Below are 16330 nucleotides of genomic sequence, written 5' to 3' on the forward strand. Positions count from 1 at the left end.
CATTTATATTGCAAATATAGCGGTTAAATTTTATAATATAAGAAATAATAATTGAAATAAACGAGAGGAGTCAACATGAAAGTTCTTTCTGAAATAAATAGTGATAAAATTTTCTTTACGCACTCTGTCAGTGAGGGCTTGATAGACTGTCATTTACATTGCCATAATTATTATGAGGTATATTACTTTATCGACGGAGATGCAGATTATATGGTGGAGGAAAGAGGTTATCGCTTGACACCACACAGCCTTTTACTTTTATCTCCTAATGTATTCCACGGTATTAGGGTAAACAGTATTAAGCCTTATAAGCGGTTTGCCCTTCACTTTTATCCCGAATTATTATCCATAGATAGAAGGCATCTTTTACTCTCTGCCTTCCCTTCGATGGGTAAATATTCGGGAAATGAAGTTTTTTATCAAAATTGTGAACAATATCGTATTTTTTCATTTTTGCAGTCACTTGTTGAGTGTTCAACTCTGGATTTAAAACTGCAACAGACTATATTGCCAATCTACATGGAAGCTTTGCTGTCTCAAATCATGGTAATGAGTCTTTCCAAAACCGCAGCCACAGCCGACTATAGCGCCTCTAAAACGATTACAGACATTATTACCTATCTAAATGAACACTTAACAGAACCTTTCCATCTTGATGACATTTCAAAGCATTTTTTTGTAAGCAAGCATCATTTAAACAAAGTATTTCGCCAAGCTACCGGAACTACCATATATGATTATCTATTGTATAAACGGATCATTTATGCACAGCAATTACTAATTGACGGGGCGAATGCCACACAAGCTGCCTTAAATGCCGGTTTTAAGGATTACTCCTCCTTTTACCGTGCCTATACCAAATTCCTTGGGCATTCTCCGGTAAAGGATCGGGAAGCTTTGCAATTACTTCCTGACTATAGATAGGAGGAAAGTTCCCCACCATCAAAATAATATTTAGATTTTTATCATATCCATAAGTCAAGCATCCAATGAATGATTCCTCTATTTTTTATAAAAGCTTTCTCTTGGTCCTAGATAGGACGTTGGAATTGTTGTGCCTTTTTTATAAAGAACAACTTTTTCTAATACCATAAACGGACTCACCGCATAAACACGAAGTCGATTCAGACCACATTGACATAACACACTGCTTTGGTGAATATGAATATTTTCCATGACTCCTCTAATCCATTCCATACATCCAAAATCCTGAGAGCAAAAGTGTTCACCAACCGCATTTGTCATTTGTATTTCTTCCTCATTTAATTGAATTCCAACGGTTAGTTTATGATCCCTATATGCCGTATTGGAAGGAGCCAGATATAAATCCAGTGTGTATTCTTTTTCCTGATCAGCTATAAAATGGTATTCCAGATAAGGTCTTTCACTATCATTCGTAAAATCATGTTGTGGTGGTAAAACTTTCATCGCTGACAAGGTTCTTCCATAGTTCTCAATCAAAGTAAAACAATAGCCGTCTATATCATGCTTTTTGTAATAATGCTCTGCTTCCATTGCGATATAGCCATCCCGTTCCAAAAATGTATTGTTATCCATTGTAAGAACGTCAGTATTTTGTGCCCATACTTCAAGCTGTGCCTCACTTGTCTTTGTCTGTATCAAAACCGTTCCCAGTTCCTTTCCTTTTAACAAGCTTCGGTCTATTTTAAGCCTTAGCACCTCCTTATTATCCACACAGCCACAATAGTTAGATGGTATTATCCACGAACAGTCGCTTTTCACCTCATATTCCACTGATTCCCTGCTGCCGCAGGCAAGGTCGATTCTCACTTCATCCACATCGGGACGTAAAAAATCCTCTATTTTTAAGGTTTTACGAGTCCAGATAAAACCTTCGGTAAATTCACTGCAATCAGACTTAGCTACAATAAGGCGCGGCTTATTGGCTGGCTCAATCTCAATTACTAGAGGATAACAGTTGCCTTCTTCATTCCAATGCATAAAACCGATGTGTTCAGAAAGACCCATCCCCTCCCATTTTCTATCATTTATATGATGATATTCCTTTGTGAGTCTTCTGTCTTCATTTATACACCACTTAATTTCCTTTGCCAAAACATTCGCCTCTACACGATTTTGTCTTGCATAAAATTCGTTTCTTCCTGCCACTATCTGCATTCTCTGCACATTCATAGACGCTGCCGCCGGAAAATAAATCAGCTCATAAAACGCTGGTAATGCCCATTTAGGACATCTTGTTTTCAACTCATTTACTTGGTCTATGATCTGTCCAGCCTCTTTTAGTAAATTCTCTGACTCATCAAAATTCACGGGATGATAAACAAAGGCCTTCATTACCTCAGGTTTACGATTATGATTTATTCTTGTATATCCATTTAAAATCTCTTGTATTGACTTTTTATCTTCTTTATTAAAAGCACTATCAAACTGCCTGTCAATCCACTGCTTAGTAAAGTAATCAGTCATATTTGGCTTTGAGGAACCCCATTTTTCCATATCATAAGCAAGTTCAAAGAAATAGGATATGGGATATTCCAGAAAGCAGATATCTCCCACATTAACCACCCATATATCCGAAATTCCATAGTCATACGCCATAGAAAGCTGCTCCCATAGCTTAGGAAGATAAATGGTATTCATCCATTCGTATGAACATGCTCCTCCATGAAAATCAAAATGATAATATAAACCATATCCACCGTTATGCTCTTTCATTTGTTCTGTTGGCACACCTCTTAAGTTGCCAAAATTATCATCCCCAAGCATCAATGTGACACCGTCTAACTCCTGATCACCTATGAGTCCCTTTGTTTTTTCATCTCCATAAAAGAAAGCTTCTACCTCGGAGAATAATACAAAAACACGTTTTGTACTTGATAAGTCCTCACAAACATTCTTCCTTATCAATCGATTCTGTTCACGAATCACATCCTTTAAAAGTTCTATGTTATCTTCAAGAGTAGCATCTTCCTCAAGTATTTTACTGTCCTGTTCTCCTCGCATACCCAGTGTAATAATATTTTCAAACTTTCCATTTCTTTTTAACCCGTCTTCCCAAAAACGTAAAATTCCATTACGATTGGTGCGAAAGTTCCACGCATCCCCATAAATCGAATCTTTTCCACGAACCTGACTATACTCCTCTCCGTTTCGAATACAAGGCTCATGATGAGAAGAGCCTAGCACAATTCCATATTCATCTGCCAATTCTGCATTGAGAAGACCCGGTCCATCACAGCTAAAACAGGCCGTCCACATAGCAGGCCAAAGATAATTCCCCTTTAGGCGAAGAATCAGCTCAAATACATGCTCGTACATTTTGGCATTGAAGCCTCCAAAATGAATTTTCGCCCAATTTCCAAAAGCCGGCCATTCATCGTTAATGAATAAACCCCGATATTTTACAGATGGTTCTTTAGAAATATAATTGTCCTTTTCTGTCAGGATTACCTTATCCTTATGAGTTGGCCGTACATCTGACCAGTCAACGAACGCAGATACTCCCATACATTCTGACAGGTGAAACAAGCCGTAGATACTTCCACGCTTATCACTTCCTGCTATGACTAAAGCACATGAAATCCCTTCATAAGGTTCTTCAACCAATTGAAATAAGAAAACCTCTCGTTTCCCTTCCACCACAGACAAATTGATTTTACCTGAATGATGCAAATCCTCTAATATTTTACTATGACCTATTGTCCCATAAATAACCGGATACTTACCAAGCTTTTCACGCTTCTTTGTTGTCTCTGGTAAAAATTCAACGACTCGTTTTACATCTTCTCTTACCTTGTCTGCAACCTTTCTCACACCTGAATATGCATCCGGCTCCATATAAAATATGGTTTCTTCAACTATTCTTTTATCTGCTTTGGTTACTTTTTCAATTTTGAACTGCATCTTATCTCCCCCACTTTCAAAACCATTTTATGTTCCTTTAATGTAATTAATTCTTCCGTTAACATAAATCATAAACAAAATCAATCCTAAAATCCACTCACGTTTCTCCAATTTCTTCCTAGATAATGCGTAACTGCTTACACTGTCCATTTGCACCATTACATATCACAGGTTTATATACTAAATCACCTGTCCTAATTCCTCTTCAAAATTAATGTTAATTCGTTTTTCCCTAAAATATATCTAAAATTTCCCAAAATAGAATATACCTTAATGACTTTTTCCTGTTAATATGTTATGTTTATATGTATAATATCGAAAAAAGGTTGGTGCATTTTATGGGTAAAATAAAAATCGTAATCGTGGATGACTCATCTTTTTCAATTGCTTTTATCAAGAATATTCTTGAAGAGAATGGGTATGAGGTTGTAGGAGAAGCAGGTAATTTAGAAGAAGTGAAAGAAGTAATAAGGGAAAAGAAACCTACTCTTGTTACTATGGATATGACATTACCTGGTACGGATGGTCTTGAATGTACTCGTGCCATTCATGAAATTGATGAAACCATCAAGGTCATCGTAGTCAGCTCTATGATGGATGAAGAAATTATAAAGGAAGCAAGAGACAATAAGGTATCTGCCTACATTCAAAAACCAGTTGATGCAGATGAACTTATAACTGCGATAAATCGTGTTATGGCTTCCGACGAACTTTATGAATTACTACAGCAGGAGCATTTTGCAGTTTTTAAAGAGGGCTTAATGGATGGTCTGAACCGAATGACCAAGACTTCATTGACTTACAAAGAAGAATATGCCAGTGATAAGGAATATGAGTCAGACGGCATGACAATTATTATAGGAATCATCGGTAAATTTTCTGGGCGAATGTTAATTGATTTATCAAAGGAAACATCTCATAATCTTGCCACTGCATTATTAAGACGTGAGCCTAAAAATACGGATGAGCTTTTAGCCGCTCTGGGGGAATTTTCAAATATTGTATCTGGTAATGCATGCTCCATATTAAATAGAAAAAATAAAGCACTGGGACTTCGTGTTGCTCCACCATCTATTCTGCATGGTGACAGTCTTTTTATATCAACCCCTAATTTTAGAACAACTACTGCAATTGCAGAAACTAATTTTGGTGACATATTGTTAAACGTAGGTTTTAAAAGAGGTGAAGAAAAATGGATATAAAATATATCAATCCTTTTATTGAATCTTTTACAACTGTAATGCCTCAGCTTGGCTTTAATAGCATAAAAAAAGGCAATTTAAGTGTGAAAGGCAAAGAGCTAATCAGCTCAGGTGTAATTATTGTAGTAGGTATAGTCGGAGCAATAAAAGGTAACATTGTTTATGTCTTAGACAAAGAACATGCCAAAAAAATAGCTTCTACCATGATGATGGGTATGCCGGTTGAAGAGCTTGACGAAATGGCCAAAAGTGCATTATCTGAGCTGACGAATATGTTAACGGCAAATGCCGCTACCTGTTTTTCTACTTCAGGCATCCCAATTGATATCTCTACGCCTACACTCTTGCACGGTTCTAATGTTACAGTTGAAATGAGTTCTAATAAAGTGCTTTGTGTTCAGCTTCTGGCCAATGATATTCCGGTAGAAATTAATATTGCTTTTGAGAATTAAAATTACATAAACATAAGTAAAATCAGGGCATAATCTAATTAGACAGATTCAGCCCTGATTTTTTTATACAAGGCTCACGTATTATATGTTTTGCAAGATTTGCTTTGTTATTATTTTTCATGAAGTGTAAAAAAGTATTGACAAATTTCAGGGCAAGGAATATTATAATGATATCAAATTGATATCATTATAATATACTTATTTAGGAGGCTTATTATGGAGCAAAAAGAAAAAATCAATCTAAATCATGTAGAAGAAAAGGAATTAAATCCGACACCTGGGGGAATTGCTTTAGCGTTGCTAATTATAGAGCTGCTTTTGTCAATAGCAGCATTTATCTATGGTGTCTTTTTATTGGACGACGGATACTATGTTGTAGCCGGCACTATATTTTTGACACTTGGTATTCTGGCATTTATTGCTTTCTTCTTTCTTATTGCAGGGCTGCACATTGTCAATCCCAATGAAGCTTTGGTGCTCACATACTTCGGACAGTACTACGGAACCATCAAAAAGCAGGGCTTTTATTATACCCATCCTCTTGCTACTGCCTTTAATCCTGCAACTAAGGCTATGGATTCCGGCACATCAGAAACAACTGCAAATTTTAAACCCACTTCAATCAATATAGGTTCTACCGGAGGTAAAAAAATTTCAACAAAGACAATGACGTTAAATAATGAAAAACAAAAGGTAAATGATGTACTTGGGAATCCCATTATTATTGGTGCCATTGTTATTTGGAAAGTATCAGACCCGACCAAGGCAGTATTTAATGTTGAAAACTACAAGACCTTTTTATCCATTCAATGTGACTCTACGATACGTAATGTGGCAAGATTATATCCTTATGATTCCATGGAGAATGACAGTGACGAAAAAACACTGCGCGGGAGCAGCCAGGAAATTGCAGATAGCATGAAAATTGAATTACAGCAGCGTGTAGAGGAAGCGGGCTTAGAGGTCAAGGAGGTTCGTATCACACACTTATCCTATTCAGAAGAAATTGCTGCTGCCATGTTACAGCGTCAGCAGGCTGTAGCAATCATAGCTGCCCGCCAGAAAATTGTAGAAGGTGCCGTTAGTATGGTGAAAATGGCAATAGACCAGTTAGGCGAAGAGGAAATTGTCATTCTGGATGAAGAAAGAAAGGCAGCAATGGTCAGCAATTTACTTGTTATTTTGTGTGGAAACAAGGATGCACAACCAATCGTAAATAGCGGCTCCATTTACTAAATTGTTATAAAAAGGATCATATTATGGAAAATAATTTAGATAGCAAGGAAGAAAAATTAAAAGAACGTCTTGAAAGCTTGAAAGAACTAGAACAAGAAATCTTAAAGAAAGAAAAAACGTTAAAGGAAAAAGAAAAATCCAAAAAACAAGTCCTGCTTCGCCTTTCACCTGGCCTTTGGAATGAACTTGCTGCTTGGGCTGAGGATGATTTTCGCTCCATTAACGGACAAATTGAATATTTGTTGGCTGAGTGTGTAAAAAACCGTAAAAAATAGGAAGTCCACTTTATACTAAACATAAGAAGCAATGGAAGATTCCGCTCATGAGTTTATTTAATGAATCAAGTACCTGCGCCCTTAAAAGAAAGAGTGCAGGTACTTGATTCTGTTATACTTTATTTATAATTTCTGATATTCATTACACAATGGATGAAGTATTGGTTCATCTTCGATTATATCCGAAAAACGCTTCTGTTCTTCTGCAAATACATTGTCTGTATTGTCGTCATTAATTTTGGATACTTCTCCGACTACTAAATTACCAGCTCCTTTTTTGGCACCAAACCGATGATACAAGCCTGGTGTTAAGGTGATGCTGTTACCAGGAAGAATTTCAATCAGCTCTCCCGGCTTTACCATATATTTTATGCCATCCATAAAAACTGCTACTTCACTTTCGGTATCTAACCTGCCATCCTCTGTGGATTGATACAATTCAATCACCATTACGCCATTGCCCCGGTTAATAATATCTTCTGTCTTATTACTGTGATAATGGAAAGGAATCACCTGACCGCCTGCCTCTTGCAATACGATTATCTTTTCACAATATGGAACTCCTGCCTTATCATTATAGAGATTTCCGTTACGAATGGTGAATAAAACAGCTCCTATGTGTGCAAAATCATCACTGCCAAAATCGGTTACATCCCATCCAAGCATAACCTCTTCTATGTTTGCTATTTTATCTTGATTGCTCTTCCATTCTTTAATTCCCCATTCTGCAAAATAGGGTAATTGAAATGAAATGGCTTTCAATGCCTCTTTTGCTATTACAATGGCCTGATTTATTTCTGAACGTTTCATGTTAAAACCTCACCTTCTGTCAATTTTACTCCTGATAAAATACTTCCTCCATGACGCTCCATAGCTCACCTTCCAAGGCGCCTTCTACCGGCTCCTGGCACTGGTCGGTTTCCTTTAACCAATCTTTGGTCAATTCATCCAGTGCTTTCATATCCTGTGCATAGTTATCACCGATATATTCAAAATAGGAAAATAGCAGCTCTCCCTTTAGATAAATGGAAAAGTTTTTTATATTGCAATCATGGATTGCCTTTGTCACCTCCGCCCATGGTTTGGCATGAAGCTGCTTATAACGTTCCTTCATGTCTGCTTTCACCTTTACGACTCTGCCTATCCTCATCTTCTTTCACCTACTTTGCGGGAGCATCAAAGCGGTCGGTCCAGGTTTTTGCCATTTCCATTGTTGCTTCCATTTGTGTCTGTTCTACCTTATCTGCATTATCCTTTGTTATATAGAATGAGCCTGAGTCAACTAAGAAATCCTGATCTGCTTTGTAGGTCCATCCATCTGTCAGCATTTTAAGTGTAACGGTAGCAAGATAAGCCTGTCCCCAAGGATTTTGTGACATGGTTCCATCTAATGCTCCACTCTTTATACCATCTAATACTGCTTCATCGGTATCACAGCCAATTGCGTGAACATTACTATACCTTTCGTCTGAAAGAATCTTTGCCAATGCAACGGAAGGATAATAGCAGGTACTGATAAAACCGCTAATTTGGTCACCCTTTGCTGCAAGAATATTTTCAATTGCAGTTACAGATGCTTCTGATTCATCAATATCACCAATAATCTGGATTAGCTCAACGTTTGGATACTCTGCACAGGCCTTTTGAATTGCTTCCATTCTTGACTGCGTATTGGTATCGGTTACTGCACCGCATAGACCTACAACACCGCCTGTTTCTCCCATCGCTTTAATCAGATTTATCGTACCGTCATAGGCTGCCTGATATACATCCGTTGCAAGCGTCAAGGTTGCCTTCGATGGTGTGGACGGTGAACCTCCAACACATACAATTGGAACACCTGAGCTTGTCATTTTCGAAATTTGCTCATTTCCTGCAACCGGGTCTGAGGTCATCATATAAATACCCTTAATTCCTTTCGCAATCAAACCGTCCAAAATCGTATTCTGATCATTTTGAACCCAATCTTTTGGAGCGTCAAACTCCGTTGCCTTTATGCCTAATTCTTCTGCTGCTATATCAGCCGCACCCTGCATTGGATCACTATAGGAGTTAATTGCTCCAAATACTCCTGCAAATGCATAATCTTTATCGGTTTTTCCATCTACTGCTCCAAATTCGACAACATCTTTCCAAACACTTTGGTCATAAGCTGTTTTATCCTGTGTCTGTGAAGAAGAAGAGCTTGAGTCTGTGCCTCCCTTACAGCCTGCCATCATTCCTGCTGCCAATGCAACGCAACTAACAATACTGATAAACTTTTTTCCTTTTTTCATAAAATTACCTCTCCTTTGGTTGTTCTGTATTTGTGGCTATCCAATCATAATGAGCTGAATAGTTACCTGTATTTTAACTACAAGCTTACATAAGAATACGGCCGTTATCTTATTGCTAAGCCTTAAGTAATACATTCGTCTGCTACAATAAAATGCTTCCCATGACTTTTGTACTCATACTCTCATAGTCCTTGCTGTTTTCAAGCTCTCCCTTGATTTCATTGTCCCTAAATACTATGATACGGTCTGCAATTCCGACAAGCTCTCCCATATCGGACGAAATTACTATAACTGAAATCCCTTGCACGGAAAGCTCATAGATTAATTTGTGGATTTCTCCCTTGGTATTTACATCAATCCCAACAGTAGGCTCATCAATAATCATAATCTCAGGATTGACGCACAGACCCTTTGCAATACAAATCTTTTGCTGATTTCCTCCACTTAAGCTTGCTGTTTCTACAAAAATATCCTTTGCTTTAATACTTAATGATTCTTTATAGCTTTCTGTAATTTCATTTTGCTTCCTATATGAAATAAAGCCGCCCTTGGTGCATATCTGATCTAATGCTATAATTCCTACATTATCTGTAATATTATGCTGTAAAAATAAGCCTTCTTCTTTTCGATTTTCTGAGATATAGCATAGCTTATATCTTTGAAAGGCTTCTTCATAGCTTTTGATGCTTACTTCACTCCCTTTTATTAAAAGGCTTCCATTTGTGATTGGGTCAATCCCGATTATCTCTCTTGCATATTCGGTTCTTCCTGCTCCTACCAGACCATACCAGCCAAGTATTTCTCCTTTTTTAAGCTGAAAAGATTTCGGAATCGGATTCTTTTTACTGCTAATATCTTTCGCTTCCAAAATAACCGGCTCCTTGGATAAATCACGGTTGTTGTAAGTTTCTGTTACAAATTTTCTTCCTACCATTAATTCAATCAGCTTATCTTTATTCAAAGAAGAGGCAGACAATGTTTCTCCTATATTTTTCCCATCGCGAATGACGGTAATGCTATCTGCAATTTCAAAGATTTCTTCCAGCTTGTGGCTGATATAGATAATGGAAACGCCTTCTTCTTTGAGCTGCTTTACGGTTTTTAGAAGCATGTCTGCCTCAGTTAAGGAAATGGAAGCCGTAGGTTCATCCAGCAGCAATACTTTAGAATCCATACACATGGCTCTTGCAATTTCTAACATCTGCTTCTTTCCTGAGGTAAGTTCTTCGATTCCCTGCCAAGGCTTTAAATCAAGCCCTACTCGCTCCATTGCCCTTTCCGCCTTTTGATTCATGGCCTTTTTATCCTTCATCTTATTTTTACCTGTTGAAATATCCATAAAACAAATGTTTTCAGCAATATCAAAGGTATCGATAAGGTTTCTTTCCTGATGCACAACACCAATTCCAAGCTCAAAGGCTTTGCTTGGATTTGTAATTTTTTCCTCCTTACCGTTCACCTTGATACTCCCTTGTGTCGGGCCAAAAACTCCTGAAATTATGTTTATAAGGGTTGATTTTCCTGCTCCGTTTTCTCCTACCAGAGCATGAACCTCTCCTTTCTTAATCTTAAAAGACACATCATCCAAAGCCTTTACACCAGGAAATATTTTGGTGATATTTTCTAGTTCCAGAATATATTCTTCTTTTTTAGACATTTTCTACACCTCTGCCTTCCTAGTTTTTAATTGACCTTAAACGATCAAATGCCATGATAACAATAATAACCACTCCATTAATCAATTCCGTCCAATACACATCAACTCCCAGATGCACTAATGCATTTTCAATAATTGTAAGTACCAATGCTCCTAAGATAACACCAAATACCACGACCTTTCCACCTGCCTGTCTGGTTCCTCCAATAAGTGGCGCCGCAAAAGATTGAAGCATCCAGTCTGAGCCAATATCTGGTTGTGCTGTTCCAACTCTCATCACTACCAGCATCCCTGCGATTGCTGCCAGAATGCTAGCGATGATATTGACTGAAAGGATGGTTTTGAATCTAGATATCCCATATAATTCTGCTGCCTTAGGATTCGCTCCAAAGGCTAAAATCTGTCTTCCAAGACTCGTATAGGTAAACATAAAGTATACGAGTGTAATCAGTACCCCAACAATCAAAACGGAGGTTGGAACCGGTCCTATTTTACTACTTCCGATAGCAACAAATGCGTCCGGTATTTTACTGACTCCGTGTCCCGTTGTAATCATATATATAATGCCTATAAATACAGAATTGGTTGCTAATGTAGTTAGAAAGCTTGCTACTCCTACTCCTCCATTTCTATAAATCAATAAACCATTGATGATCCCGCAAAGTACTCCGATTCCGATTCCAATCAAAATACTTAACAACACAGGCACTTTTAAATTCTGCATTAAAAGTCCACTTAGAATTGCTGCCATAGCTCCGACTGACCCAATGGATACATTCATTCCTCCACTTGCAATGCTAATCATTTGTGAGACACCGACCAAAGTAGTTACGGCTAATACCTTTAGCAAAGCACTGATATTATCTGCAGACAAGTAATTTCTTTTGAAAAAGCACATTACTACAACCATGAACACGATAATAATGGATACACTAAAGCTGTTTGATTTTCTTATTTTTGCAAAATCCATTTTTTATGCCTCCTTTTCCACTGCACTTTTGGCCTGGTTGTTCATCATTTTCTTTCTCATACGGTCAACTTCATATGCCAAAAGAAGAATCAGTCCGACTGCCGCATTGGTTGCATAAGAACTTACTCCCCATAATACAATCGCATTATTTATCAGAACCATTAAAAAGCCACCTAAAAAGGTTCCGATTACATTTACTTTTCCACCCGATAATAAGGTTCCACCAAGTACCGGTACCACAAAGGAGGTTAGCATCCAGTCATCACCGATTGAAAGCTGAACGCTTCCAAAACGTGACACCTGCAATATGGCAGCAATAGCACAAAGACCGCCGCTGATTGCATGACCTATAATTACTGTCTTGTCATAATTGACTCCTGAGTAGATTGCTGCAACACCGTTTGCCCCGCAAGCTAAAAGTCTTTTTCCTAATTTACGATATCTGATTAGTACATACATAATTCCACTTACTAATGCTGCAATAAATATGGTTGCCGGGAATAGTCCGACAATTTTTAAATTGCCAAAAGCACTAAAACCTGCATTTAATTCTGAGAATGGTTGTCCTTTTGTTATTACCAGTGCCAATCCCTTGTAAAGACTAAGTAATGCCAATGAAATAATAAATGGATTAATTCCCGACTTGGTTACCATAACCCCTTGTATTAAGCCTTGTAATACCCCCGCAATACAGGCTAAAAGAATACTGACCGATGTTGGCATTCCTAAGTTTTGCATTGCTATACCAAAAACAACACTGGAAAGTACACCAATTGATCCTACTGCCAAATTCATTTGACCAAGTGATAATACAATCATCTGCGCCAGTCCAACGATCACAAAAATAGGAACGGACTGAAAGATTGAAAACATATTATAGGAGGATAAAAATCCTTCACTTGTTATTGCCAGCAATCCAAAAATGGTAATAATAGGGATAATTACACTGGATAAATCAGCTTGTAATAGTTGCTTTATTCTTTTCATATCGTATACCTCTCCTAATACTATTCTCCTGCTATTAATTTGTTTAATTCTTTTTTTACCTTATCCAAAGCATCTACCGGATTTTCTTCCTTTAAAATTGCTTTCTTAATTCCGCAGGATATCACTTTATCTACAGCCTCTGTATTGATAATCTGCTTTTTGGTATCCAGTATTTCTTCTCGTAAATGTCCAAGCTCAATTCTTTCATTTACCATGTTAAGCCACGGATAGCTCACCTTAAGTGTATCATCTTGAAATACCGTCGTGATTGGTACACAGCCACACAAACGCATATTAGATATCGCAATTTTGTCATTTAAATTCCATTTGATAAATTCATAACATTCATCTACATGCTTTGAAAATTTATTGATTCCAAGTGCCCAACCACCAAGCATTGGCTTATAACCCGGTACCGGAACGGCTCCTATATATTTTTCATAAGTGTCACCCTCAAGTGAATACTTTCCGGGCTGATAGTGAGATGCAAATCCATGTGCCATTGGAATCTTGCCCTTTAACAACAATTCAAAAATGTCATCCCAGAAATATTCCTCCGTGCCCGTTGGTATATGTTCAAAGGTAGTAACCAGATTCTCTAGTGCCTTTACATTTTCATCACTGTCAATGATGACCTTACCCCATCGGTCTACAATTTTGCCATAAAAGGCCCATTGCCGCGGTATAAATTCGTTAATAAGACCAATCGGTTCCAATGCAGTTGCAGCAGTTCCATATTCAAAAGGAGATTTAGGGTTGCATTTTCTATCAAAAAATTCTGCAATAGTATTAAAATTGGACCAAGTATTGGGTACTGATAAATCAAAGCCATACATACGCATGAATTGCGCTTTGATATCTGGATTGGAAAATATATCTTTTCGATACAGCAATACCTGTGTTGTTGCAATAATTGGAAATATGTGTACCCCCCGATCGCCCTTATAGAAAGCATCTAAGATGGTTCTTGGGTATCGGGAAAGTAAATTATCCTCTTTTGCCTTTTTGGACATATCAGTCAAAACATTACCTGCCAGTACGCTTCTAAGCCACGGCAAATCCAGCATATAGATATCATATTCCTTTGATTGTGTCTGAAATTCAAGCTCTAATTGCCCTCTAAGCTTTGTATACTCCAGTTCATGGAATTCCACATGAATACCATAAGACTGTTTAAAGCTTGCCGCCAGTTTCTTTAAGGCATTTGTGGCATCACAGCGATATGCCAGGATGCGGATCGTATGATTGGCGTATGATTTGTTATTGCTTTCCTGAATTCCATATTTTTTCTTTGATTTCACATATATCGTACTTTTTTCCGGAAGATTTCGGTTGGACAGCATCTCATTCATTTTCTTACCAGCCTGTTTTCCCATTAATATAGCATTTCTTCCGTATTGAATAACGTTTTTTTGTAATTCTGTCATATACCATTTCTCGCCTGCTAATGCATGAATACAAATATCTGCATGGAGAATATTACATGCCTCTGCACATATTTGAGCAAATTCTACCGAAGAGGTTATAATATGTTCGGGTTTTGGCTCAAAACTCATAATGCTTTGATAAATACGGTCAAAAATAGCTTCCCGGTTAATTTCTTTAATGATAATAATATCCTCTTGCCTTGCTTCTCTTGCTGCTAGATATCCTTCTGCGCAGTCTCGCTCATTGGAGAATTCCTGCTTACCAAGAAGAAGCTTTATATTGCATTCTTTATCTTTTTCCAGCAGACTGCTTGTAATATCGTATACCAAATCCTTATTTTCAAATAAAATATTGCTAAAGCTTTCCTGTTCTACTTTTCGTTCTACAAAAACAAGAGAAACTCCCTTTTTTTCAATCTGTTGATACTTTTTGATATTTTTAGAATCATTGGATACCATAATAATTCCAACTGCACCGATATTTACTAGCTGTTCCAGAAATTGATTTTCTAATACAATATTATTGTGAGTCAGCTTGAGCACCGTTATAAAGCTTTTCATATCCAAATATTCGGTAAGTCCTTTGTATATGTCGTTATAGGGTTCATCCAAATTGGGAAATAGGATGCCGATGATTTTTCTTTTTTGTCCTTTTAGATTCTGAGCCATATAATTTGGCCGATAATCCAACTCTTCCATTGCTTGTTTAATCAGCTCTATCTTATCTTCATTTACATTTTCTTTTCCGTTGATATAATTTGATACGGTTCCTACGGAAACACCTGCAAGCCGTGCAACATCTCTTATTGTATACATAGACCATCCTTTATCGTTTCATTTTTTCCCTTAACATTTTAACTGAGTTACTAACCTGTTTTTCCATTTCAGCCATGGTTGCGTTTTGGCTGATATCCCTCCAAACCTTGATATCACGACCTACCTCGCCTCCCATTTTAATAAAAGGCTCCATTACTATTGCCCCATCATAGTTCACTTCCTTAAGAGCAGTTGTTATTTCATCCCAGGGCATTTTACCCATTGTATTTGGTGGCTTGCGGTTCGATTCTCCTACATGGAAATGAGCAAGCTGTCTGCCAACCAGTAAAATGGCCTTTTCAAAGCTGTCCTCTTCAATATTCATATGATAGGTATCCAAAAGTATTTTGCAATTGGGACTATTTACCTTTGTGATGTAGTCCATCGCTTCTTCGGCTGTATTTACTAGTGAAGATTCATATCTATTTACCACTTCCACTGCAAATGTGATATTTTTCGCTTCTGCAACTTTCATAATTTCCTTAACTGATTCAACTGATCTTTTAATTTCCGGGCTTTTGTCTACAACACCATAGCTATATGTCTGATTCCATGCACCAATATCCACGCCGGAGTACATACTGCCTCCCATTTCTTCCATAATATCAAAGGTCTCCAGTGTAAATCGAATGCCTGCCTTTCTAATATCTGCATCCTCTGAAGCAAGATCATATTCCTTGCCAAGCCCTACGGAAAAAGTAAGCTCTATATTTTGATTTTTAGCAAATTCACCTATCTCTTTACGCATTTCCTTAGACAGCTTCATAAGGGGTCCTGGTGCCACCTCTAAAATATCAAAGCCAAGCTTTTTTACCTGTTCAATCTGCTTGATAAAATCTGTATCCCAATCCGTGTTAAAATAGCCAAAGTGTATTCCTATTTTATTCATTTCTTCTCCTCCTGTATAAAGATTGTCAATAATGCAGTTTATTAGCTTAAATTTGAATGCTAAAATTTTATATACTCATAATAGTATAGCCACTTCCATAATTCAATATATACAGAAGCTAATTTCAATGAAACGTTTCAATATACGTTTCAATCATTTTAATCTATTATATTTTTTAAAATGAGGTAATAATTACCACATTACATTATTATACAATTATATTTTTTGTTAATTTTATATAATTTTATATTTTGTTAC

The 16330-nt window shown here is 37.2% G+C and carries 14 protein-coding genes; 5 read left to right on the forward strand and 9 right to left on the reverse strand.

The features are described from left to right. Positions 1–75 precede the first annotated feature (75 nt). Positions 76–924 (forward strand): helix-turn-helix transcriptional regulator, encoded by an 849-nt coding sequence (locus tag C8E03_RS18085; protein WP_094377358.1) that lies wholly within the window; start codon positions 76–78, stop codon positions 922–924. A 78-nt stretch (positions 925–1002) separates the two neighbouring features. Here the strand turns inward: C8E03_RS18085 and C8E03_RS18090 are convergent, their stop codons facing one another. After that, positions 1003–3885: a glycosyl hydrolase 115 family protein gene (locus C8E03_RS18090; RefSeq protein ID WP_110291774.1), complete on the reverse strand. Its 2883-nt coding sequence runs from the start codon at positions 3883–3885 to the stop codon at positions 1003–1005. 338 nt (positions 3886–4223) lie between these two features. Here C8E03_RS18090 and C8E03_RS18095 point away from each other — a divergent pair, with 338 nt between their 5' ends. From C8E03_RS18095 to C8E03_RS18110, 4 genes are all read left to right on the forward strand, one after another. Beyond that, positions 4224–5087 carry a response regulator gene (locus C8E03_RS18095; RefSeq protein WP_094377356.1) on the forward strand — a complete coding sequence of 288 codons (864 nt, stop codon included), beginning with the start codon at positions 4224–4226 and terminating at the stop codon, positions 5085–5087. Further along, positions 5078–5539, forward strand: coding sequence for a chemotaxis protein CheX (locus tag C8E03_RS18100; protein ID WP_094377355.1), 462 nt, complete (start codon positions 5078–5080; stop codon positions 5537–5539). Before C8E03_RS18095 ends, C8E03_RS18100 begins: the two co-directional genes overlap by 10 nt. Positions 5540–5755: 216 nt before the next feature. Beyond that, positions 5756–6775: an SPFH domain-containing protein gene (locus tag C8E03_RS18105; protein ID WP_094377354.1), complete on the forward strand. Its 1020-nt coding sequence runs from the start codon at positions 5756–5758 to the stop codon at positions 6773–6775. A 98-nt stretch (positions 6776–6873) separates the two neighbouring features. Continuing rightward, complete coding sequence (locus C8E03_RS18110) at positions 6874–7050, forward strand: Arc family DNA-binding protein (RefSeq protein WP_115804178.1); 177 nt, start codon at positions 6874–6876, stop codon at positions 7048–7050. A gap of 123 nt (positions 7051–7173) precedes the next feature. Here the strand turns inward: C8E03_RS18110 and C8E03_RS18115 are convergent, their stop codons facing one another. The 8 genes from C8E03_RS18115 to C8E03_RS18150 all read right to left on the reverse strand — a co-directional run bounded on the left by C8E03_RS18115 (position 7174) and on the right by C8E03_RS18150 (position 16072). Further along, positions 7174–7860 carry a D-lyxose/D-mannose family sugar isomerase gene (locus tag C8E03_RS18115; RefSeq protein WP_094377352.1) on the reverse strand — a complete coding sequence of 229 codons (687 nt, stop codon included), beginning with the start codon at positions 7858–7860 and terminating at the stop codon, positions 7174–7176. 25 nt (positions 7861–7885) lie between these two features. After that, the gene (locus tag C8E03_RS18120) at positions 7886–8200 is read right to left on the reverse strand and encodes an L-rhamnose mutarotase (RefSeq protein ID WP_094377351.1); all 315 of its coding nucleotides are present in this window, start codon (positions 8198–8200) and stop codon (positions 7886–7888) included. 10 nt (positions 8201–8210) lie between these two features. Further along, positions 8211–9326 carry a sugar ABC transporter substrate-binding protein gene (locus tag C8E03_RS18125; RefSeq protein WP_094377350.1) on the reverse strand — a complete coding sequence of 372 codons (1116 nt, stop codon included), beginning with the start codon at positions 9324–9326 and terminating at the stop codon, positions 8211–8213. 142 nt (positions 9327–9468) lie between these two features. After that, the gene (locus C8E03_RS18130; RefSeq protein ID WP_110291775.1) at positions 9469–10983 is read right to left on the reverse strand and encodes a sugar ABC transporter ATP-binding protein; all 1515 of its coding nucleotides are present in this window, start codon (positions 10981–10983) and stop codon (positions 9469–9471) included. 19 nt (positions 10984–11002) lie between these two features. Continuing rightward, positions 11003–11953: an ABC transporter permease gene (locus tag C8E03_RS18135; RefSeq protein WP_110291776.1), complete on the reverse strand. Its 951-nt coding sequence runs from the start codon at positions 11951–11953 to the stop codon at positions 11003–11005. Between the two features lie 3 nt (positions 11954–11956). Then, positions 11957–12940 carry an ABC transporter permease gene (locus tag C8E03_RS18140; RefSeq protein WP_110291777.1) on the reverse strand — a complete coding sequence of 328 codons (984 nt, stop codon included), beginning with the start codon at positions 12938–12940 and terminating at the stop codon, positions 11957–11959. 20 nt (positions 12941–12960) lie between these two features. After that, the gene (locus C8E03_RS18145) at positions 12961–15183 is read right to left on the reverse strand and encodes an extracellular solute-binding protein (protein ID WP_094377346.1); all 2223 of its coding nucleotides are present in this window, start codon (positions 15181–15183) and stop codon (positions 12961–12963) included. Positions 15184–15193: 10 nt separating this feature from the next. Then, positions 15194–16072 (reverse strand): D-psicose 3-epimerase, encoded by an 879-nt coding sequence (locus C8E03_RS18150; RefSeq protein ID WP_094377345.1) that lies wholly within the window; start codon positions 16070–16072, stop codon positions 15194–15196. Between the last annotated feature and the right edge of the window lie 258 nt (positions 16073–16330).

The organism is Lachnotalea glycerini (assembly GCF_003201285.1).
In the GTDB taxonomy this organism is placed as follows: Bacteria; Bacillota; Clostridia; order Lachnospirales; family Lachnospiraceae; genus Lachnotalea; species Lachnotalea glycerini.